General features: G+C 60.6%; 21 protein-coding genes. 10 read left to right on the forward strand and 11 right to left on the reverse strand.

What is annotated here, in order from left to right:
* Positions 1 to 146 precede the first annotated feature (146 nt).
* From CKW29_RS13925 to CKW29_RS13945, 5 genes are all read right to left on the reverse strand, one after another.
* Positions 147 to 1,385 carry a heme biosynthesis protein HemY gene (locus CKW29_RS13925; protein ID WP_095148682.1) on the reverse strand — a complete coding sequence of 413 codons (1,239 nt, stop codon included), beginning with the start codon at positions 1,383 to 1,385 and terminating at the stop codon, positions 147 to 149.
* The gene (locus tag CKW29_RS13930) at positions 1,382 to 2,521 is read right to left on the reverse strand and encodes a uroporphyrinogen-III C-methyltransferase (RefSeq protein WP_095148683.1); all 1,140 of its coding nucleotides are present in this window, start codon (positions 2,519 to 2,521) and stop codon (positions 1,382 to 1,384) included. The genes CKW29_RS13925 and CKW29_RS13930 overlap by 4 nt, the downstream gene beginning before the upstream one ends.
* Before the next feature lie 16 nt (positions 2,522 to 2,537).
* Positions 2,538 to 3,302 carry a uroporphyrinogen-III synthase gene (locus CKW29_RS13935; protein ID WP_095145851.1) on the reverse strand — a complete coding sequence of 255 codons (765 nt, stop codon included), beginning with the start codon at positions 3,300 to 3,302 and terminating at the stop codon, positions 2,538 to 2,540.
* Positions 3,299 to 4,240 carry a hydroxymethylbilane synthase gene (hemC, locus tag CKW29_RS13940; protein ID WP_095145849.1) on the reverse strand — a complete coding sequence of 314 codons (942 nt, stop codon included), beginning with the start codon at positions 4,238 to 4,240 and terminating at the stop codon, positions 3,299 to 3,301. The genes CKW29_RS13935 and hemC overlap by 4 nt, the downstream gene beginning before the upstream one ends.
* A 137-nt stretch (positions 4,241 to 4,377) precedes the next feature.
* A complete protein-coding gene (locus CKW29_RS13945) occupies positions 4,378 to 5,124 on the reverse strand; it encodes a LytTR family DNA-binding domain-containing protein (RefSeq protein WP_095148684.1) in 747 nt (248 codons plus the stop codon).
* A 477-nt stretch (positions 5,125 to 5,601) separates the two neighbouring features.
* Between CKW29_RS13945 and argH the strand changes: the two genes are divergently transcribed.
* Positions 5,602 to 6,996: an argininosuccinate lyase gene (argH, locus tag CKW29_RS13950; RefSeq protein WP_095145837.1), complete on the forward strand. Its 1,395-nt coding sequence runs from the start codon at positions 5,602 to 5,604 to the stop codon at positions 6,994 to 6,996.
* 66 nt (positions 6,997 to 7,062) lie between these two features.
* On the opposite strand, the gene CKW29_RS13955 is transcribed toward argH, so the two are convergent.
* Positions 7,063 to 7,722, reverse strand: a complete 660-nt coding sequence (locus tag CKW29_RS13955) for a glutathione S-transferase family protein (protein ID WP_095145835.1) — start codon at positions 7,720 to 7,722, stop codon at positions 7,063 to 7,065.
* Positions 7,723 to 7,848: 126 nt separating this feature from the next.
* On the opposite strand from CKW29_RS13955, the gene CKW29_RS13960 reads away from it, so the two are divergent.
* From CKW29_RS13960 to CKW29_RS13970, 3 genes are all read left to right on the forward strand, one after another.
* Positions 7,849 to 8,148, forward strand: coding sequence for a hypothetical protein (locus CKW29_RS13960; RefSeq protein WP_095145833.1), 300 nt, complete (start codon positions 7,849 to 7,851; stop codon positions 8,146 to 8,148).
* Between the two features lie 178 nt (positions 8,149 to 8,326).
* Positions 8,327 to 8,572 (forward strand): TIGR02647 family protein, encoded by a 246-nt coding sequence (locus tag CKW29_RS13965; RefSeq protein ID WP_095145831.1) that lies wholly within the window; start codon positions 8,327 to 8,329, stop codon positions 8,570 to 8,572.
* Positions 8,573 to 8,755: 183 nt separating this feature from the next.
* Positions 8,756 to 11,605 carry a class I adenylate cyclase gene (locus CKW29_RS13970; protein WP_095148685.1) on the forward strand — a complete coding sequence of 950 codons (2,850 nt, stop codon included), beginning with the start codon at positions 8,756 to 8,758 and terminating at the stop codon, positions 11,603 to 11,605.
* A gap of 7 nt (positions 11,606 to 11,612) precedes the next feature.
* On the opposite strand, the gene rnk is transcribed toward CKW29_RS13970, so the two are convergent.
* The 3 genes from rnk to cyaY all read right to left on the reverse strand — a co-directional run bounded on the left by rnk (position 11,613) and on the right by cyaY (position 12,730).
* Positions 11,613 to 12,023 (reverse strand): nucleoside diphosphate kinase regulator, encoded by a 411-nt coding sequence (gene rnk / locus CKW29_RS13975; protein WP_095081924.1) that lies wholly within the window; start codon positions 12,021 to 12,023, stop codon positions 11,613 to 11,615.
* Between the two features lie 151 nt (positions 12,024 to 12,174).
* Positions 12,175 to 12,393 (reverse strand): DUF1289 domain-containing protein, encoded by a 219-nt coding sequence (locus CKW29_RS13980; protein WP_095145828.1) that lies wholly within the window; start codon positions 12,391 to 12,393, stop codon positions 12,175 to 12,177.
* A gap of 4 nt (positions 12,394 to 12,397) precedes the next feature.
* Entirely contained in the window at positions 12,398 to 12,730 is a 333-nt protein-coding gene (cyaY, locus tag CKW29_RS13985) for an iron donor protein CyaY (RefSeq protein WP_095081928.1), read from the reverse strand.
* A 240-nt stretch (positions 12,731 to 12,970) separates the two neighbouring features.
* Here cyaY and CKW29_RS13990 point away from each other — a divergent pair, with 240 nt between their 5' ends.
* From CKW29_RS13990 to CKW29_RS14015, 6 genes are read left to right on the forward strand one after another with little or no spacing between them, the layout of a single operon-like run.
* Positions 12,971 to 13,159 (forward strand): lipoprotein, encoded by a 189-nt coding sequence (locus CKW29_RS13990; protein ID WP_095145827.1) that lies wholly within the window; start codon positions 12,971 to 12,973, stop codon positions 13,157 to 13,159.
* 9 nt (positions 13,160 to 13,168) lie between these two features.
* Positions 13,169 to 14,416: a diaminopimelate decarboxylase gene (lysA, locus tag CKW29_RS13995; protein ID WP_095145825.1), complete on the forward strand. Its 1,248-nt coding sequence runs from the start codon at positions 13,169 to 13,171 to the stop codon at positions 14,414 to 14,416.
* A gap of 4 nt (positions 14,417 to 14,420) precedes the next feature.
* Positions 14,421 to 15,251 carry a diaminopimelate epimerase gene (dapF, locus tag CKW29_RS14000; RefSeq protein WP_095145823.1) on the forward strand — a complete coding sequence of 277 codons (831 nt, stop codon included), beginning with the start codon at positions 14,421 to 14,423 and terminating at the stop codon, positions 15,249 to 15,251.
* Between the two features lie 13 nt (positions 15,252 to 15,264).
* Positions 15,265 to 15,984 (forward strand): DUF484 family protein, encoded by a 720-nt coding sequence (locus CKW29_RS14005; protein WP_095145821.1) that lies wholly within the window; start codon positions 15,265 to 15,267, stop codon positions 15,982 to 15,984.
* Between the two features lie 2 nt (positions 15,985 to 15,986).
* Complete coding sequence (gene xerC, locus CKW29_RS14010; RefSeq protein WP_095145819.1) at positions 15,987 to 16,886, forward strand: tyrosine recombinase XerC; 900 nt, start codon at positions 15,987 to 15,989, stop codon at positions 16,884 to 16,886.
* Positions 16,883 to 17,593 (forward strand): HAD family hydrolase, encoded by a 711-nt coding sequence (locus CKW29_RS14015; protein WP_095148686.1) that lies wholly within the window; start codon positions 16,883 to 16,885, stop codon positions 17,591 to 17,593. The genes xerC and CKW29_RS14015 overlap by 4 nt, the downstream gene beginning before the upstream one ends.
* Positions 17,594 to 17,827: 234 nt before the next feature.
* Here CKW29_RS14015 and CKW29_RS14020 read toward each other — a convergent pair whose 3' ends face one another.
* Together CKW29_RS14020 and sutA are read right to left on the reverse strand one after the other, a co-directional pair.
* Entirely contained in the window at positions 17,828 to 18,868 is a 1,041-nt protein-coding gene (locus CKW29_RS14020) for an RHS repeat-associated core domain-containing protein (protein WP_095148687.1), read from the reverse strand.
* A gap of 291 nt (positions 18,869 to 19,159) precedes the next feature.
* Positions 19,160 to 19,486, reverse strand: a complete 327-nt coding sequence (gene sutA / locus CKW29_RS14025) for a transcriptional regulator SutA (protein WP_095145814.1) — start codon at positions 19,484 to 19,486, stop codon at positions 19,160 to 19,162.
* Positions 19,487 to 19,506 lie beyond the last annotated feature (20 nt).

Below are 19,506 nucleotides of genomic sequence, written 5' to 3' on the forward strand. Positions count from 1 at the left end.
CCGCAGCCGTAAGGAATTCCCGACAGAAGAGACGGGACCGAGCGTAGTCACCTGTAGGATGATGCCTACGCCAAGCCTTTCAGATGAGTATCCGGCGTTACCAACAGCAGGCCCTTCCCCCACGGAAGAGCCTGCAAGCCGTGAGCTTAAGCGCGTGTCGGCACTGGTAACGGTGAAGCCAACAGACGCTCGTCCAGAAGGCCCAAACCCTCCTGAAACAGCTGATTGCTACGCTCGGTATCGCCCAGTTGGGCGAGCAAGCGGGCAAGCTCGGCACAGGCTTCAGGATTACGCTCAACCCTGAGGCTGCTCTCCAGATAATCCCGCGCCTTGCCCCACAGACTGGCTTGCAAACACAGACGCCCCAGGGTCAGCAGCAAGCTCGGGTCGTTGGGATGGGCCTTCAACCAGCCCTCGGCGGTTTGCAGTTGACGCGACGGATCACTGCCGCGCAGCAACCCATACAACCGTGCAAGATGGCTGTCGTATTGACGCTTGAGCGCTGCACGCAGGACCTCTTCAGCCTCGACTTCCGCACCGAGCTGACGCAACTGTTCGGCGTAGGCCAATACCAGTTGCGGCTCCTGACGCTGAGCGGATGTCAGTTGTTGCCAGGCGCGATTGAGCGACTGCAGGCCCACCGCTTCGCCCTCCTCCTGGCGGGCCGCCAGCGTCAGGTTTTCACCCCAGGCCCGACGCTCCAGTTCAGTCAGCTCGCTGGCTGGCAGCGCCTTGTCCTTGCGCAGTTCCGGCAACAGGCGAATCACCGAGGACCAGTCACCACGCTGCTGATACAAACGCTGCAACTGACGCAGCACCTGGACACTGTGGGGATGCCGTTCGCGCATGGCCGAAAGCGTGGTCAGTGCACCGTCGGTATCGCCTCGGTCGGTCTGCAATTGTGCATGACTCAAGGCAATCGCCAACTCGGCCTGCGGCTGGCGCTCCAGCGCACGCTCCAACAGGCTGTCGCATTCGTCGTAGTGCCCTTGCTCATTCGCCGCACGGGCCGCGCCCAGGTAGTAGAGCAGCGGTTGGCGTTCAGCTTCGGCGGCACGCTGCAGGTGACGCTGGGCACTGGCCCAACGACCTTCCGCGAGATCCAGCTGGCCGTGCTCGATTGCGACCTGAACCCGCCGGCTGCGATTGCGGTTCGACCATGGGTTGACCACCCCGCTGGAGACCGCGACCAGCTCGATCAAGGCCTTGATCCCCCACAACACCAACCAGATCACGGCCACCAGCAGCAGCGTCGCCCATAGGCTCGATTCATAGCGGAAGGTCTTGTAGGCGATCAACACGTAACCCGAGTGCTGGGCAATCGCCAGCCCCAATGCACCAGCAGCGGCGATGACCAGAAACACAATCACATAGAGTCGCTTCATGGGCTGGTCTCCGGTGTGGTGCCAGCGCCCACCTTGACGGCAGGCTTGACCGACTCCTCGGCATTGACGTTACGTCGTTCCAGATAGCCCTGCACCACACTCAAGGTCATCGCCAGGTCGGGCGTCACCACAGTGACCGGTTGCTTGCTCAACTCGGCCAATTGCTCAAGCATGACTTTGCTTTGCGGGTTGTCCTGGTTGAAGCTGCCCTGGAGTACATCCCGCGCCTCATCCAGCGCCTGGGTATACACCGGCGCCTGGCCATTGAGCGCAGCCCATTGAGCCTGCTCGAGTGCCAGGCTCAGGGCCAGGCGTACCTGCGTCAGGCTCTGCCCGGCAAGCAGTGGGCGGATGTTTTTATCGGCATCGAAGTCAATGCGGATGTAGCGCGAAATCTGCTCCCACCATTGCGCCCAGCGACTGGCACCATCACCATCGGCGGTCAGCCTTTGCAGGGAGTCGCCACGCGCATGAAACTCGGGAGCCAGCTCAGTGAGTTCGGCCACTTGATCGCGCAAGGCGCCTAGCTGCAGGAACAGCCCGGTACGGTCCGGTTGTTCAGTGCTGCGCAATGCCGCCAGCGTCTTGGCAATTTGCTCGCGGGCAGCGAAGGCGCCAGGGTCATTCTGCTCGCGCAGAATTTCGTCGGCGCCTTGCACCAGGGCCTGGGCGCTGCTGATGTCTTGCAGCGCAGAAAGACGCAGGCTGGCCAGACGCAACAAGTGCTCGGCTTCGGCCAGACGCCAGTCCTTGCGGCTGGCACCCAGGACAGTTTCCAACCGCTGGTTCAAGCGCTGCTGATCGCCCTGCAACTGGGCCACCAGACGTCGGCGCTCCTCCAGTTCTTCGGCTGCCGGCAATTGTTCAAGCCGCGCCGTCAGACGCTGTTCATTGAGCTTGAGGCTTTGCGCCTGATCGCCCAGCGCCTGCAACTGTCCCATCTGCTGCTGAGTGCTGGCCTGCAGGGTGCGCACCTGCCAGATACCCCAGCCGCCGACGGCAACACCGGCGGCACCGACCAGCAGTGCAAAAATCGCCAGCCCGTTGCCCCGGCGCGGTTCTGGGTTGCTTACAGTTTCAACCGGCGCATCGAGCACAGGCTGGACGTCATCTTTAGGCAAGGCTGTTTCGCTCACGTATCCATCCTTTGCATCAGAAAGCGGGGCGGGTTTCCCGCAACGCCGCTAGCAAAGCCGTGGCACTGGCACCACGACAATCCACAACTGTTTGGGCGCCTGCCGCCAGCGCCATCTCGGCGACCCGAGGGCTTGGCACAAACAAGGGCAACCGCGCCAACTCAGGCCAGGCATTGCCGGCCAACTGGCGCAGGTGCTCAAACCCCTGTCCACTGCTGACCACCAGGCCGTTCAAGCGTTCCGCTTCAATCCGCTCAGGCAAGGCGTCCTCGGCATACTGCGGCAAGCCGCGGCGGTACACCTCCAGATACTCGACACTAGCACCTTGCTCGCGCAAGCGCTCAGCCAGCAGCTCACGCCCACCCTCGCCACGCAGGATCAACACGCGCGCGTCGGGCCGCGCGATAGCCTCGCGCAACGGTGCCAGCCCAAGCAAGGCTTCGCTGTCATCGCCGCATTCCGGGAAGCTGACATCCAGCCCGTGCTCCTGGAGGATCTGCGCCGTTGCCGCGCCCACACTGAACCACTTCAAACCCGGCGATTGCGACCCATACCGCTCGACCAGACCCATGCCGATCCGGGCGGCCGGCTTGCTGACCACGATCACCGCGCAGTAGCGATCCAGCCCCTGGATCACCTCGCGCATGGTCTCAGAGTCAGGGATCGGCTCTATTTCCAAAAGCGGCAAGCAGCTGCTGAAAACCCCCTGTTCGGCCAAAAAAACCGCCAGTGCCGCCGAGTCGTCCAGTGGTCGCGTCAGCAGCAAGCGCCACCCAGTCACTCGTGACCTGCCTCGCCGTAGACCGCCTTCAGAATCGTGTCGGCGCCCTGGCGCAGAAGGTCTTCGGCCACTTGCACACCCAAAGCCTCGGCGTCGCTGCGCGGCGCACGCGCCTGGGCACTGAGCAGCAGGCCGCCGCTCGGATCACCCACCAGGCCACGCAACCAGAGCTGATCACCTTCCAGCACCGCATAACAGGCGATCGGTACCTGGCAGCCGCCATTGAGATGCTTGTTCAGCGCGCGCTCGGCCGTGACCCGCGTGGCGGTGTCCTGATGATGCAGCGGTGCCAGCAATGCGTGAATTTCGTTGTCGGCGCTGCGGCATTCGATACCGACCGCCCCCTGGCCACCTGCCGGCAGGCTGTCGTCGACGCTGATCGAGGAGCTGATGCGATCCTCGAAACCCAGGCGAATCAAACCGGCCGCCGCGAGGATGATCGCGTCGTACTCACCGGCATCCAGCTTGGCCAGGCGGGTGTTGACGTTGCCACGCAGGAAGCGGATTTGCAGGTCCGGGCGACGGCTCAGCAGTTGCGCCTGGCGGCGCAGGCTGGAAGTGCCGACCACACTGCCCTGAGGCAGCGCATCAAGGCTGGAGTAGGTGTTGGACACAAAGGCATCGCGCGGGTCTTCGCGCTCACAGATACAGAACAGGCCCAGGCCTTGCGGGAAGTCCATGGGCACGTCTTTCATGGAGTGCACGGCGATGTCGGCTTCGTTTTCCAGCAACGCGGTTTCCAGTTCTTTGACGAACAGGCCCTTGCCACCGATTTTCGAAAGCGGGGAGTCAAGCAGCTTGTCGCCACGGCTGACCATGGGCACCAGCGTCACGACCAGACCCGGATGGGCCTGCTCCAGACGAGCCTTGACGTATTCGGCCTGCCACAAGGCCAGGGCACTTTTGCGGGTAGCGATGCGAATTTCGCGAGGAGACATGGATCAATCCGTACTGAATAGATATGACGGATAATAACAGCTCAGCCAAATCCGCTTTGACTTGTATCAGAAACAGCGTGGCCTCCCTGGCCTCACCTGCCCGGCAAAGGGGCGTTGAGTCCGTAGCGAACAGCCTACTAGAGCTGTTGCATCATCTTGCGCACACCCGCGACGTGACGCCTGCTGACAATCAGTGCATCTCCGTTCAGACCTTTGAGAAACAACTGGAAGTGCCCAAGCGGTGTGCGCTGCAGGCGCTCGATGCGCTCGCGAGCCACCAATGCATTGCGATGGATCCGCACGAATCGGTCGCCGAATTCGTCCTCGAGGGCTTTCAACGGCTCATCCAGCAGGACTTCGCCACCTTCGTGGCGCAAGGTCACGTACTTGTGGTCGGCAATGAAGTAGACCACCTGGGCCAATGGAATCAGTTCAATGCCTTTGCGGGTGCGGGCGCTGATATGGCTGCGTGGACCGCTGCCGCTTTCGGCCGCCGGCCGGGTCAGGGCGGCGAGCTGTACACGATTGGGGCGTTCGGCCTTTTTCAAGGCCTCGTGCAGCAGTTCGGCACGTACCGGCTTGACCAGATAGCCCACGGAGCTGGCCTGCAAGGCCTCTATGGCAAATTCATCCTGGGCCGCACAAAACACCACGGCGGGCGGGGTTTCACGCTCACACAACCGGGCGGCGACCTGTAAACCATCCAGGCCGGGCATACGGATATCGATCAGCACGATATCGGGTTTCAGGCTGTCGATCAGAGTCAACGCCTCATCGCCATTGGTGGCGCTGGGCTCCAGGATATTGTACCCCTCGAGCTCGCCGACCATACGGCTCAGGCGCTCGCGAGCTAGGGGTTCGTCATCAACGATCAGGACATTCATATTGCACTGGCTTCCTGCGTGAGTCTCGCACAAGGATAGCGTAGACAGGTGAAGTGACGTCCGTCACCGCGATCCACGCTAAGACTAGCGCGAGGGCGAAAAAGTGCCGCACGTCGGACTGCAATATTTATCGGTACCGGCACCGCTGCCTGCGAAGACTGGCCTGGCGAGGCGTCACCGTAAGCAAAGCTGATATCCAATATGAACACTCCGCTCTTTTGTAGTCGGCGTCGAGGCTGACCGTATCACGCCTTGATTGGACATTTGCGCAGCCCCTAACGTCCAACTGTAGACGCTCGCTGCGCCAAAAGTGCTCATTTGACAAATATCGTTGCGTAAACGCAGGGACAGCCCTGGAGTATGGCCTTGTAAACAGCAAAAACGTATCGACCAGCGACACCGACTCGATTGGCAACCCTGTTATTATCCACGGCAGGTTTTTACGCCATCTTCCTTCAGCCGATCACGAGCGATTTCATGAGCACTGACAAGACCAATCAGTCCTGGGGCGGCCGCTTCAGTGAACCCGTCGACGCCTTCGTCGCCCGCTTCACCGCCTCCGTCACTTTCGACCAGCGCCTGTATCGCCACGACATCATGGGCTCTATCGCCCACGCCACCATGCTGGCCAAGGTCGGCGTGCTGACCGATGCCGAGCGCGACAGCATCATCGATGGCCTGACCATCATTCAGGGCGAGATCGAGGCCGGTACCTTCGACTGGCGCATCGACCTTGAAGACGTGCACATGAACATCGAAGCGCGCCTGACCGACCGCATCGGCGTCACCGGCAAGAAGCTGCACACCGGTCGTAGCCGTAACGACCAGGTGGCCACCGATATCCGCCTGTGGCTGCGCGACGAGATCGACCTGATCCTGGGTGAAATCACTCGCCTGCAAAAAGGCCTGCTGGAACAGGCAGAGCGCGAATCCGACAGCATCATGCCGGGCTTCACCCACCTGCAAACCGCACAGCCGGTGACCTTCGGTCATCACATGCTGGCCTGGTTCGAAATGCTCAGCCGCGACTACGAGCGCCTGGTCGACTGCCGCAAGCGTACCAACCGCATGCCATTGGGCAGCGCCGCGCTGGCCGGCACCACCTACCCGATCGATCGCGAGCTGACCGCGCAACTGCTGGGCTTCGACGCCGTGGGCGGCAACTCGCTGGACAACGTGTCTGATCGCGATTTCGCCATTGAATTCTGCTCGGCCGCCAGCATCGCGATGATGCACCTGTCGCGCTTCTCCGAAGAGCTGGTGCTGTGGACCAGTGCTCAGTTCCAGTTCATCGATTTGCCTGACCGTTTCTGCACCGGCAGCTCGATCATGCCGCAAAAGAAAAACCCTGACGTTCCGGAACTGGTTCGCGGCAAAAGCGGCCGGGTCTTCGGCGCGCTGATGGGCCTGCTGACCCTGATGAAAGGCCAGCCGCTGGCCTACAACAAGGACAACCAGGAAGACAAGGAACCGCTGTTCGACGCCGCCGACACCTTGCGCGACTCGCTGCGGGCATTTGCCGACATGATCCCGGCCATTAAGCCAAAGCACGCCATCATGCGTGAAGCGGCCCTGCGCGGTTTCTCCACCGCCACTGACCTGGCGGACTACCTGGTTCGCCGCGGCCTGCCGTTCCGTGACTGCCACGAAATCGTCGGCCACGCCGTGAAGTACGGTGTGGAAAGCGGCAAGGACCTGGCGGAGATGAGCCTGCAAGAGCTGCGTCAGTTCAGCGACCAGATCGAGCAGGACGTGTTTGCCGTGCTGACGCTGGAAGGTTCGGTCAATGCCCGCAACCACATCGGCGGCACGGCACCGGCCCAGGTCAAGGCGGCGGTGATTCGCGGCCAGGCGCTGTTAGCCTCCCGCTAAACCGTTGAATGCATCGCGGGCAACAGCCAGTTGCCCGCGAATGCAGGGATGAGAAACACTACATACCTACTGCCTGGACGCGATCATCGCCAGAAACGCTGGCATTGCCTCATCCTTGTCGGCCGCAATACGCCTGGCAATGGGTGCCTGCTCCAACCGCTCCAGCAATGCCCTGGCCGCCGGCAGTTCCGCCAACAGATCCAGATCGAAGAGCTTCTTGCCGACCGCGCACGCCAGGCTGACGCTGTACAGGAAGTACAGATCCGCCACGCTCAGACTATCGCCCGCCACGTACGGTGCAAACTTGCCGTGACGCCCCAGGGACGCAAACCCCAGCAACAGCTCGGCCTTGGCTTTCTCCTTGATCGCTTCCGGCACCTGCATGCCGAAAAACGCTTCAGCAAAACAGGTCCGCGCCGGCAGCTCGATATACAGCTCGATTTCCTTGGCCAGTGCCAGCACCTGAGCACGCTCGAATGGCGTCTTGGGCAGCAGTGGCGTGCCTGTCTGGGTGTCTTCGATGTATTGCAGGATCACACCGGTTTCGTTGACAAAACCTTGCTCGACACCCAGCACCGGGACCTTTCCGCGAGGGCTGATAGCCAGTGCCTCGGGGCTTTGGCCGGCGTAGAATGGCACTTCCTCGAAAGGCACCCCTTTCTCCATCAGCGCGTGTTTGACCATGTTGTAGTAGTTGCTGACTGCAAATCCATAAAGCTTGAGCATCACGAAGCCTCCAGGCCGCTCAGGGGGTTGGCGAGGGTGTGTTATAGAACGTCTGGGCCACTCTCGCCAGCAGCATCACGGCGTTGAATGCAGGTAAACTGACCACCTTTCCTACAGGAGCCTGCCATGAGCGAGCCAACCCCCGGCACCCACGACAACGACGACAACGACGAAGAAGCGTTCGCCGAAACCACCCTGATCGAAGCGATCGAAAACCAGATCGAGAGCGACAACCCGCCAGCGGCCAAGGCGACCTTCAACAAGTTGACCCTGGTGGGTTACGAGCGTGAAGAAATCCTCAACCTGATGGCCCACGTGCTGGCCGTTGAAATCGACGCAATCCTCGAAGAAGACCGCGCGTTCGACACACAATGGTATGAAGCCGCACTGCGCGCCCTGCCCGAGTTGCCGCCAGAAAAGAAGTAAGCAACCCCTTTTACGGGCGAGCTGCAACGGGAAGGGGGCTCTCTCCCCTCCCCACAGGGTTTTACATCGCCAATCCTGCCCGGGACCAAAAAGCCTGCTGCGAGCACTGGACATGCCGGCCGAGTGCGTTCACCTTAGGGACGCTATCGTCCCAATTCCTAGAAAGTCTGGAGTCCCTATGTCGCTTACCCCTGAGTTGGTTGCCGAACTGGAAATCCTTGCACTCTTCAACCTGGACAGTTCCCAGGAAGGTTTGAAAATTCATCAGACCGCAGCCCCGAAAGCCATTGCCGCGGCACAACGCCTGTTCGAAAAAGAACTGATCGACCAACCCGATGGCGGTTACCTGACCAGCCTGGGTCGTGATGCCGCGCAGCACGTGCAAAGCCTGCTGACCATCCTGTCCGTCGAAGAAACCGCATAACCCCCTCTGTATCGCCCACGGAAACCCCTCTACGGGATTTCCGCGGGCAAGCTGTCGCCCGTCGATAGTAATTTGACGCCAGAAACCAACAATCAGCTTAAAAGTCATGGGCGCGAGGCTGTAAACTGGCCCTCGACCTGAGACTTCCCCACGTTCGTTCACTGCGAGCCGGTTTGAGCTGACATGACCCGCACCCATGAAATTCGCCCCGATCTGGACGAGGGAATCGACCGCAAGGTTCTCAGCCAATTACGCGCGCGCTTTCTGAAACTCAATGCCGGCCGCCTGGCCCGCGCCATGGAAGGGCTGACGCCGCGCCAGCAAACGGTGCTGACGCTGTTGCCGCTGTTTTTCCACGTCAATCATCCCCTGTTACCCGGCTACGTTTCCGGCAGCACGCCCGCGGGTTTGTCGAATTACGAGCCTGACGCTCCAGTCCTCGCCGAAGCGCAACGCCTGACCCGTTCCTTCTCTTACAAGGCCCGGCACGGCAACCCGCCACGCCCCATTCACGGCCTGTTCCTGATGGGCAGCCTCGGCACACTGGCCCAGGCGGATCAGAGCGACATGGACCTGTGGGTCTGCCACGCCCCGGACCTGAGCGAAAGCGAACTCGCGGAGCTGGGTAAAAAGTGCCAATTACTGGAAGCCTGGGCCGCCAGCCAAGGCGCCGAAGCGCATTTCTTTCTGATCGACCCACAGCGCTTCGTGCGCGGTGAACGGGACAAGCCACTCAGCTCCGAAGACTGTGGCACCACCCAGCACTATCTGTTGCTGGACGAGTTCTACCGCACCGCGATCTGGCTGGCCGGGCGCACGCCCATCTGGTGGCTGGTGCCAGTGTACGAAGAAGCCGGTTACGACCTGTACACCCACACCCTGCTGTCCAAGCGTTTTATCCGTGCCGATGAAGTCCTCGACCTTGGCCATCTGGCGCATATTCCGCCCGGCGAGTTCATCGGTGCCGGCCTCTGGCAGTTGTTCAAAGGCATCGAGTCGCCCTACAAGTCAGTACTCAAATTGCTGCTGACCGAGGTCTACGCCAGTGAACACCCACACGTCGAATGCCTGAGCCTGCGCTTCAAGCAGGCGGTGTTCGCCAATCGCCTGGACCTGGATGAGCTGGACCCGTACATCGTGGTCTATCGCCGGATCGAGGAATACCTCGCGTCCCGCGGCGAGCCGGAGCGCCTTGAGCTGGTCCGGCGTGCCCTGTACCTCAAGGTCAACCGCAAGCTCACCGGCAATAATGGCCAACGCAACAGCAGCTGGCAGCGCCTGTTGCTGGAGAAACTCGCCCACGAATGGGGCTGGGATCACCGACAGCTGGCGATGCTCGACAGTCGCAGCCAATGGAAGGTCCGCCAGGTAGCCGCCGAGCGCCGCGCACTGGTGAACGAACTCAACTACAGCTACCGCTTCCTGACCCAGTTCGCCCGCACCGAACAGAGTGTCAGCCTGATCAACAAACGCGACCTCAATGTCTTGGGCCGCAGGCTGTATGCCGCCTTCGAACGCAAGGCCGACAAGATTGAGTTCATCAACCCGGGCATCGCCCCTGACCTGGCCGAAGACACCCTGACGCTGGTCCAGTCCGCGAACAAAAAAGAGCCCGGACAGACCCATTGGGGCCTGTACAACGGCAACCTGAGCAACCTGGAGTGGGAGCATTTCGCGCCGATCAAGCGCTGTCGCGAACTGCTTGAATTGCTGACCTGGTGCCACCGCAATGGCGTGATCGACAGCAGCACCCGCCTGGCGTTGCACCCCGGCAGCAGTGACCTGAGTGAATTCGAACTGTTCAATCTGCTGGGCAGCGTGCAGCAGACCATCACCCTGCCGCTGACCGACGTCAGCGAAGAGCAACTGCTGCGCGCCAGCGTGCCGAGTGAAGTGCTGATCCTGGTGAATGTGGGCATCGATCCGCTCAAGCATCACCGCGACCTGAACATTCTGATGACCACTGAACGCACCGACTCACTGAGCTATGCGGGCGTGCGCGAAAACCTGGTGCTGACCCTCGATCAGGTCACGCTCAACAGCTGGAACGAAGTGTTGGTCAACCGCTACGACGGTGCTCACGCCCTGCTCGACTGCCTGCGCGACTACCTCAACGCCCTGCCCAACGGCCCTCGGCAACCACAACTGCGGGTGCATTGCTTCTGTCACAACCGCGCGCAGTTCATCGCCCGGCGCGTGGAAGACATCCTCGATACTGCGCAGAATCTGTTACTCAGCCACCTCAATCATCGCTACCTGATCCAGGTCCAGCAGCATTACCACGTGCTGGAACTGGTGCCCGGCCAGGTCCGCCACGTGGCGCTGAACAACCTGTCGACGCTGCTGGATTACCTGGGCAAGGAGCGGACCGACTACAGCCCGTTGCACCTTGACCCGATGGCACTGGAAGACCAGGACCTGGCACTGATCCTGCCCATGGGTCAGCCCGGCTGCATTCAGGTGTTCTACCGCACCCTCGACACCGACGCCGAACTCTACGTGCTGGATGAGTTCAACGCCCTGTGGCAACAGCGCCAGCCCTATCACGATGAGCAAAGCCTGTTGGTGCCACTGCAACGCTTCCTGCAGTCGATCCTGTATCGCCGTGAGGCGTTACTGCCCATGGACACCGCGCAACCGATGGCCCCGCTGGAGGTGGTGTACTGCCAACTGTTGCCATCAGGCAGCGGACGGGCACGCCGGGTCGAACCACGGCCAGCGCCCCGGACACCCGTGGACAAAGCCTTCTATGATGTCCAGGCGATCATCGGCAAAGCCGCTCCCGGGAAGGTGCAGGTCACTCTGTATTGCAATCAGCGGGAGTTCAGCGAACTGGAACACGGCGACCAACTCTATGCCGTGGTGGCGCAGGAGATTGTCGGGCAACGCCGAGAGACCCAACGCTATCGTTGCTACATCACCGACCTGGACCTGTTGGGTGTACTCGGCGATGACCAGGGCTCAAGCAATCTTTACCTGCGCTACAAGGCAGACCTGGAGCGCGCTTTGAACAAGGCGCTCGGACAGGCCTGAGGAAACGTCAGACCGGGAAATCACCGCCATTGGCCGGCTGCGACTCGACTTCCAGCAGGGTCAGCTTCAGGGTCTTGCCACCCGGTGCCGGCCAGTCGATGTGCTGCCCCACCCGCAGGCCCAACAGGGCGCTGCCGACCGGTGCAAGAATGGAAATCCGGCCTTCGTCGGCATTGGCATCCTTGGGATAAACCAGGGTCAGGTGATAGTCCTTGCCACTGCTTTCTTCACGGCAATGAACGCGCGAGTTCATGGTCACGACATCGGCAGGCACTTCATCGTGACCGACCAGGGTGTCGGCGCGATCCAGTTCGGTTTGCAGCGCGATAACGCCCGGCAACGAATCGTCCAGGGTCTCGATCAACCGCTCCAGACGTTGCACGTCAAGGCGGGTAAGGATGATGGAAGGTGCGGTCATGATTCAGGCAGACTCCTTTCTTCTGCACAAAAAAGCAAAACCCCGCCAAAAATAGACGGGGTTTTCACGCGCCTCGATGGGTTGAGGCGTAACCGGACACTATCACAGCTCAAAAAATATACAAGCCATGGACACCAGGCCCAATGCCTGGTCAGAGTGAGGATTTGCGCCGAGCCGCCTCAGCACAAATCACCCGGCGGCGCTCGTCGTCGGCTGAACGCCACTCGCGAATGTCTTCGACATGACGAAAACAGCCCAGGCAAACCTTGTGCTCATCCAGCCGGCAAACGCCGGAGCACGGCGACGGCACCGCCCCGCTGACGTTGCTGTACAGCGGCTTGGGTGGGCGAACGGGGACGGGCTGGGTCACGGAATCACAGGCCTTCGAAATCGAGCTTGGTGCCGGCTTGCTCCCAGACGATGCGCTCAAGCATTTCACCCAGCTGCTCTTCAGACTTGTCGCACATCCAGCGCTCGCTTTCTTCGTCGTAGTCGAAGTGGAAGCCACCGGAGACTGCCGCCAGCCACAGCTGACGCAAGGGTTCCTGACGACTGAAAATCAACTGGCTGCCGCCTTCGAACTTGACGGTGAGTACACCGGCCGAGCTTTCCAGATCTACATCCAGGCCACTCTCGTCGAAAACATCCTCCAGCGTCTGCTGGGTAGCATCGACCAGATCGTGGAAACGGGCTTCAGTCAAACTCATTGCGGCAACCTCAAAAAGTGTCTACTTACGCTCAAGCGCCGCAAGATACGGGCGCGCCCGGGTGATTGCAAAGGATACCGACCAAGCGCCGAACGCAATGAGGGGAAAACCCGGGCACCACCTGCCAATAGATTAGACGCCTCTGGCAAAGCCCCGCCGGACGGGTGGCCCGTCGCATAGGCAAGCTGCCGGGTGGCCGGTATACTCCGGCGCAATTAACGCATTTTCAAGGATTTCGCCATGAAGCGCCTGATCTCTTCCCTTGCTGCGCTCGCTTCGCTCGTCGCTTTTACCTGCTTGTTATCGGCCTGTGGTCAAAAAGGTCCGCTGTATCTGCCCGATGACAGCCAGTCCCCTGAAGAGCAGGCGAAGTCGTCGCAGTCCAAAGCGCACCAGCACGACACCACGAACAGCACCAGCACCTACTAAGGGAACATCATGGACGCTTTTAACTACCGTGACGGGGAGCTGTTCGCGGAAGGTGTTGCCTTGTCCGCCATCGCCGAGCGTTTTGGCACGCCTACCTACGTTTACTCCCGCGCGCACATCGAAGCCCAGTACCTGGCCTACGCCGATGCGCTGGCGGGCACGCAGCACCTGGTCTGCTTCGCGGTCAAGGCCAACTCCAACCTGGGTGTACTGAATGTCCTGGCGCGCCTGGGCGCCGGTTTCGACATCGTCTCCCGTGGAGAGCTGGAGCGCGTGCTGGCCGCAGGCGGTTCGGCGGACAAGATTGTGTTCTCCGGCGTCGGCAAGACCCGCGACGACATGCGTCGCGCCCTGGAAGTCGGCGTGCACTGCTTCAACGTCGAATCCACCGACGAACTGGAGCGCCTGCAAGTAGTCGCCGCCGAACTGGGTGTTCGCGCACCGGTTTCGCTGCGCGTGAATCCGGATGTCGATGCCGGTACCCACCCGTACATTTCCACCGGTTTGAAAGAGAACAAGTTCGGCATCGCCATCGCTGATGCCGAAGACGTCTACGTGCGCGCCGCGCAACTGCCGAACCTGGAAGTGATCGGCGTCGATTGCCACATCGGCTCGCAGCTGACCACCCTGCCGCCATTCATTGATGCCCTCGACCGCCTGCTGGCGCTGGTCGATCGCCTGAGCGATTGCGGTATCTACCTGCGCCACATCGACCTCGGTGGTGGCCTGGGCGTGCGTTATCGCGACGAAGAGCCGCCTTTGGCTGCCGACTACATCAAGGCCGTACGCGAGCGTCTCGACGGTCGCGACCTGGCATTGGTGTTCGAGCCGGGCCGCTTCATTGTCGCCAACGCTGGCGTACTGCTGACCCAGGTCGAGTACCTCAAGCACACCGAACACAAAGACTTCGCCATTGTCGACGCGGCCATGAACGACCTGATCCGCCCGGCCCTGTACCAGGCCTGGATGGACGTCACCGCCGTGCGCCCTCGCGAGACGGCGGCCCGTGCCTACGACATCGTCGGCCCGATCTGCGAAACCGGCGATTTCCTGGCCAAGGACCGTCAGCTGGCGCTTGAAGAAGGCGACCTGCTGGCCGTGCATTCGGCCGGTGCCTACGGGTTTGTCATGAGCTCCAACTACAACACGCGCGGCCGTTGCGCCGAAGTACTGGTAGATGGCGACCAGGCAGTTGAAGTGCGTCGCCGCGAGACGGTAGCCGAGTTGTTTGCTGGCGAAAGCCTGCTGCCGGAGTAATCCCATGCTGCTGCGTTTTACCAAGATGCACGGCCTGGGCAATGACTTCATGGTCCTCGACCTGGTCAGCCAGCACGCGCACATCCTGCCCAAGCACGCCAAGCAATGGGGCGACCGGCACACGGGTGTCGGTTTCGACCAGCTGCTGATCGTCGAGGCACCGAGCAACCCGGACGTGGACTTCCGTTACAGGATCTTCAATTCCGATGGCTCGGAAGTCGAGCAATGCGGCAACGGCGCGCGCTGCTTCGCGCGCTTTGTGCTGGACAAGCGCCTGACGGCCAAACGGCAGATTCGTGTCGAGACCAAGAGCGGCATCATCGAACTCGATATCCGCAACGACGGTCAGATCAGCGTCAACATGGGCGCCCCGCGCCTGGTGCCGGCCGAGATCCCGTTCCAGGCCGACGCGCAAGCGACAAGCTACAAGGTCGAGGTCGACGGCCAGACCGTCGAACTGGCCGCCGTTTCCATGGGCAACCCCCATGCCGTATTGCGCGTGAACGACATCAACAACGCGCCGGTGCATGAGCTGGGACCGAAAATCGAACATCACCCGCGCTTCCCGGCCCGGGTCAACGTCGGCTTTCTCCAGGTCATCGACCGCAACCGGGCGCAATTGCGCGTCTGGGAACGCGGTGCCGGGGAAACCCAGGCCTGCGGTACCGGTGCCTGTGCGGCAGCAGTGGCCGCGATCAGCCAGGGGTGGATGGATTCGCCGCTATTGATCGACCTGCCCGGCGGGCGCTTGTCCATTGAGTGGGCAGGCCTGGGCCAACCGGTGATGATGACCGGTCCGGCAGTACGCGTATATGAAGGACAAGTGCGTCTTTGAGTGAGCCAAATCCATGACTGATCAGCCTCAGGTTCCAGCCCCACAGCCCGACGAATCCCCTTCCGAAAGCCTGGAGGCGGCGGCGATTGCCGCGTACCTGGAGGCTCATCCGGATTTCTTCGTCGAACACGATGACCTGCTTTCGGTCTTGCGCATTCCGCACCAGCGCGGCGATACCGTCTCGCTGGTCGAGCGGCAACTGAAGATCCTGCGCGAACGCAACATCGAGATGCGCCACCGCCTCTCGCAATTGATGGATGTCGCCCGCGACAACGATCGACTGTTCGACAAGACCCGCCGCCTGATCCTTGCCCTGATGGACGCCAGTAGCCTGGATGACGTGGTCATCAGCGTCGAAGACAGTCTGCGCCAGGACTTCCAGGTACCCTTTGTCAGCCTGATCCTGTTCAGCGAAGAGCCGTTGCCGGTTGGGCGCTCGGTGACCGCGGCCGAGGCCCAGAAAGCCATCGGCGGCCTGCTCTCGGAAGACAAAAGCGTCAGTGGCAGCCTGCGTGAGCACGAACTGGACTTCCTGTTTGGCGAAGAGCAACGCAAGCAAATCGGCTCTACCGCCGTGGTTACCCTCAGCGGCGTGCAGGGCGTGCTGGCCATCGCCAGCCGTGATCCGCAGCACTACAAGAGCTCGGTGGGTACGCTGTTCCTCGGCTACATCGCTGAAGTCATGGGTCGCGTGCTGCCACGGGTCAACACCACCCTGCGCTCGGTACGCTGATCATGGAACGACAACTGGACGCCTACTGCGAGCACCTGCGCAGTGAGCGTCAGGTGTCGCCCCATACCCTTGAAGCCTATCGCCGCGACCTGAACAAGGTCCTGGCGCACTGCAACAAACAAGGCATCGGCGATTGGGCCAGCCTGGACATCCAGCGCCTGCGACACCTGATCGCGCGCCTGCACTCGCAAGGTCAGTCATCGCGCAGCCTGGCTCGCCTGCTCTCGGCGGTACGCGGCCTCTACCAGTACCTGATCCGCGAAGGCCTGTGCGACCACGACCCGGCCAACGGCCTGGCGCCCCCCAAGGGTGAACGCCGACTGCCGAAGACCCTCGACACCGACCGCACCCTGCAACTGCTCGATGGCGCCGTTGAAGACGACTTCATGGCCCGCCGCGATCAAGCCATCCTGGAGCTGCTCTACTCCTCCGGCTTGCGCCTGTCGGAGCTGACCGGACTCAATCTCGATCAGCTGGATCTGGCGGATGGCCTGGTGCAAGTGCTCGGCAAGGGCAGCAAGACCCGGGTACTGCCCATCGGCAGGAAGGCCCGCGAAGCCCTGGCGCTATGGCTGCCGCTGCGCGAACTGGCCAACCCGGTAGACGATGCGGTGTTCGTCAGCCAGAAAGGCCGGCGTATTGGCGCTCGGGCGGTCCAGGCTCGGGTCAAGGCCGCCGGCGAGCGCGAGCTGGGACAAAACCTGCACCCGCATATGCTGCGACACTCCTTCGCCAGCCATTTGCTGGAATCTTCCCAGGACCTGCGCGCCGTGCAGGAGCTGCTCGGTCACTCGGACATCAAGACCACGCAGATCTACACCCACCTGGACTTCCAGCACCTGGCCTCGGTCTACGACAGCGCCCATCCACGGGCCAAACGCATCAAAGGCGATGAGCAATGACCCTCCAACTGATCACCTTCGACCTCGACGACACCCTGTGGGACACCGCCCCGGTCATCGTCAGCGCGGAAGCCGTACTGCGCCAATGGCTGACAGAGCACGCCCCCAGCCTGGGCGCCTTGCCGGTGGACAACTTGTGGGCCATTCGCGAGCGCGTGCTGAGCAGCGAACCCCAGCTCAAGCATCGCATCAGCGCCCTGCGCCGACGGGTACTGTTCCACGCCCTGGAAGAAGCCGGCTACACCCACGAACGAGCCCTTGAGATGGCTGATCAAGGCTTCGAAGTGTTCCTGCAGGCGCGGCATCAGCTGAAGATCTTTCCCGAGGTGCAACCAACGCTGGAGATCCTGGCCAACCACTATGCCTTGGGGGTCGTCACCAACGGCAACGCCGACGTACGCCGACTGGGGCTGGCGGACTATTTCAAGTTTGCCTTGTGCGCCGAAGACATCGGCATCGCCAAGCCCGATGCACGGCTGTTCCACGAAGCCCTGAAACGGGGAGGTGCAACCGCTGCAACCGCCGTGCATATCGGCGACCACCCGGGTGATGACATTGCCGGTGCGCAGCAGGCGGGGTTGAGGGCGATCTGGTTCAACCCGGCAGGCAAGCCCTGGGAGGCCAGCCAGGCGCCGGATGCCGAGATTCGTTGCCTGACCGAATTGCCGGCGTTGTTGGCACGCTGGAACATCCGGCAACAGCCCTGAAAGTGCTGCCCTCCTAATGAAATGGCTACCCCCGCTGCCCCCTGTGAAAGCTTAGGGGGCGATCACAGGGGCGGCGAGGGTAGCCACTTCATTAAAAGATCTCGGGTGAATACAGGGTTCGTGTTCACCATAGATCAAATGTTGGAGCAAGCCTGCTTGCTATGAGGCGGGTACAGCCAGAGCTAATGGGCGTCCCCTTTTGTTTGCTTTGGTTCACCTTTGTTTCAGGTGTTTTCAGTTACCAAAACGAATGGTTTCCGCATTGGTAGATGGATAGCTAGGAGCGAAAGTTCGTTGAAAGACTGAACCATAATTCTCCGAATAGCTTAAAGAATCATTAAATGAGACTATGTGGTTTTTTGGCGGAGCAAAAAAATCAGTATGTAAAGCTCTTCTATGCAACTGCGGTCTCTGTTGGCCAGTACTAATTTTGGCGGGATTATAGCGAGGCTGAGTTGAAGAAGGCACTGTAAGTGAAACATTATTTGAAGATGAAAAATTCCTTGGCGTTGAATTATACGTTGAAATTGAATCACGCGTCGGCATTGAATTACGCGATCGTGCTGAAGAGCTAGAAGAGATCATCATGTCCACTCCCCCTCCTACTGTTAGGAATGTACCGAAACCGACCAGCGCAAGGCCAGCAACAAAAGATAGCACTGAGGGGTCTTCTTTAGACAATAGTACGGAGCCTCCAGCTATACTGCCACCCCCCCCCAAAACTAAAATAAGCCCCATAAACGAATGCCCATTTGGATCCGCTCTATTAATCGGATCCCCGCCACAATACGCATACGCATTTACCCCACCCTCCCCAAACGGACTCCAACTGTCCGGGCTGTTAAACCGCATCAACACCGGATTGAACTGCCGATACCCATTGCCCAAATGATAATTCCCGGTCACCGGGTCCGGCCGTTCGCCGTTAAACCCCAGCAAACTGAGCAAGCCATTCTCAATCGGACGATGACCGTAGGGCGAGTAGGCGAGAGGATGGGACTGGTTTGCGTCGAGTACATTCAATACCGAACGTTGTTGATCAGTCACCAGCAGCGTGGCGGACACCTTGCCGTTCTCGCGCTGCTGCTGCGCCAACAGTTGGTTGTCGTGCTGCACGATGCTGCATTGCACACCGCCTTGTGTTTCGGTAGCCAGGCGGGTTTTGCAGTAATAGCGCTGGATGGCAGATTGTTCAAAGGGGGGGCTATCGACCAAGCGATCAAGCGGATCGTAGTGGTAGCGAGCCAAGAGGGTTTCGCGAGTGGAGGTAGGCATTGACTGAGCTCCGTGCAAGGTCGAAAAAGCCGAGTCTTCAGCATCTATCCTTTTTCAGTCTTTGCCTACTATCAGAACTGCTAGTGTCCTGTCTGGTTAATTCGTTTATCTATTAAAATTATTTGAGCGCCTGTTTCCGGCTATTTTTGATTAACGAACTAACCGCCAGTGAGACTAGTCGTTCGAGCCAAAACAGCAAGAAACTTAATCGTGACTGTGTCAGGGCCTTTGTTTCACCCATGAAAAAGCCCGCAGCGACGGCGGGCTTTTTCAGCAAGCACAGGCAAGCCCTTAGATAGGACGGCTGCCGTACTTGTTATCGGGCTTCTTTGGTGGATCAGCCACCACGTTGGCCTCTACTTCCTGAACCTTGCCACCTTTGGCCAGGAACTCTTCCATCGCGCGCGCCAGGGCATCACGCTCTTTGTTCTTGGCTTCAACGCTCGGCAGTTCGTCTACCGACACAGCAGCCTTGGCCTTGCCCTTGGCTGCCGGGACCGGAGTGTCATCACCGCCATCGTCGTCAGCAACGTCTTCGGCTGCTGCTTCAAGGCCTTCTTCGGTCTCGTCTTCGTCGCCTACTTCGAGGTCGTCGTTTTCCAGATCATCGTCGCTCATGTTCTACCTCATGACTTGCG

Source organism: Pseudomonas sp. Irchel s3a18 (genome assembly GCF_900187535.1).
Taxonomy (GTDB): domain Bacteria; phylum Pseudomonadota; class Gammaproteobacteria; order Pseudomonadales; family Pseudomonadaceae; genus Aquipseudomonas.

Excerpts from the sequence above, each read along its gene's own strand:
- argH (WP_095145837.1), top strand. The coding sequence starts at position 5,602 with ATGAGCACTGACAAGACCAATCAGTCCTGGGGCGGCCGCTTCAGTGAA.
- lysA (WP_095145825.1), top strand. The coding sequence starts at position 13,169 with ATGGACGCTTTTAACTACCGTGACGGGGAGCTGTTCGCGGAAGGTGTT.
- CKW29_RS13960 (WP_095145833.1), top strand. The coding sequence starts at position 7,849 with ATGAGCGAGCCAACCCCCGGCACCCACGACAACGACGACAACGACGAA.
- CKW29_RS14005 (WP_095145821.1), top strand. The coding sequence starts at position 15,265 with ATGACTGATCAGCCTCAGGTTCCAGCCCCACAGCCCGACGAATCCCCT.
- cyaY (WP_095081928.1), bottom strand. The coding sequence starts at position 12,730 with ATGAGTTTGACTGAAGCCCGTTTCCACGATCTGGTCGATGCTACCCAG.
- CKW29_RS13925 (WP_095148682.1), bottom strand. The coding sequence starts at position 1,385 with ATGAAGCGACTCTATGTGATTGTGTTTCTGGTCATCGCCGCTGCTGGT.
- CKW29_RS13945 (WP_095148684.1), bottom strand. The coding sequence starts at position 5,124 with ATGAATGTCCTGATCGTTGATGACGAACCCCTAGCTCGCGAGCGCCTG.
- CKW29_RS13955 (WP_095145835.1), bottom strand. The coding sequence starts at position 7,722 with ATGCTCAAGCTTTATGGATTTGCAGTCAGCAACTACTACAACATGGTC.
- CKW29_RS13990 (WP_095145827.1), top strand. The coding sequence starts at position 12,971 with ATGAAGCGCCTGATCTCTTCCCTTGCTGCGCTCGCTTCGCTCGTCGCT.
- hemC (WP_095145849.1), bottom strand. The coding sequence starts at position 4,240 with ATGTCTCCTCGCGAAATTCGCATCGCTACCCGCAAAAGTGCCCTGGCC.
- sutA (WP_095145814.1), bottom strand. The coding sequence starts at position 19,486 with ATGAGCGACGATGATCTGGAAAACGACGACCTCGAAGTAGGCGACGAA.
- CKW29_RS13965 (WP_095145831.1), top strand. The coding sequence starts at position 8,327 with ATGTCGCTTACCCCTGAGTTGGTTGCCGAACTGGAAATCCTTGCACTC.
- dapF (WP_095145823.1), top strand. The coding sequence starts at position 14,421 with ATGCTGCTGCGTTTTACCAAGATGCACGGCCTGGGCAATGACTTCATG.
- CKW29_RS13970 (WP_095148685.1), top strand. The coding sequence starts at position 8,756 with ATGACCCGCACCCATGAAATTCGCCCCGATCTGGACGAGGGAATCGAC.
- CKW29_RS14020 (WP_095148687.1), bottom strand. The coding sequence starts at position 18,868 with ATGCCTACCTCCACTCGCGAAACCCTCTTGGCTCGCTACCACTACGAT.
- CKW29_RS14015 (WP_095148686.1), top strand. The coding sequence starts at position 16,883 with ATGACCCTCCAACTGATCACCTTCGACCTCGACGACACCCTGTGGGAC.
- rnk (WP_095081924.1), bottom strand. The coding sequence starts at position 12,023 with ATGACCGCACCTTCCATCATCCTTACCCGCCTTGACGTGCAACGTCTG.
- xerC (WP_095145819.1), top strand. The coding sequence starts at position 15,987 with ATGGAACGACAACTGGACGCCTACTGCGAGCACCTGCGCAGTGAGCGT.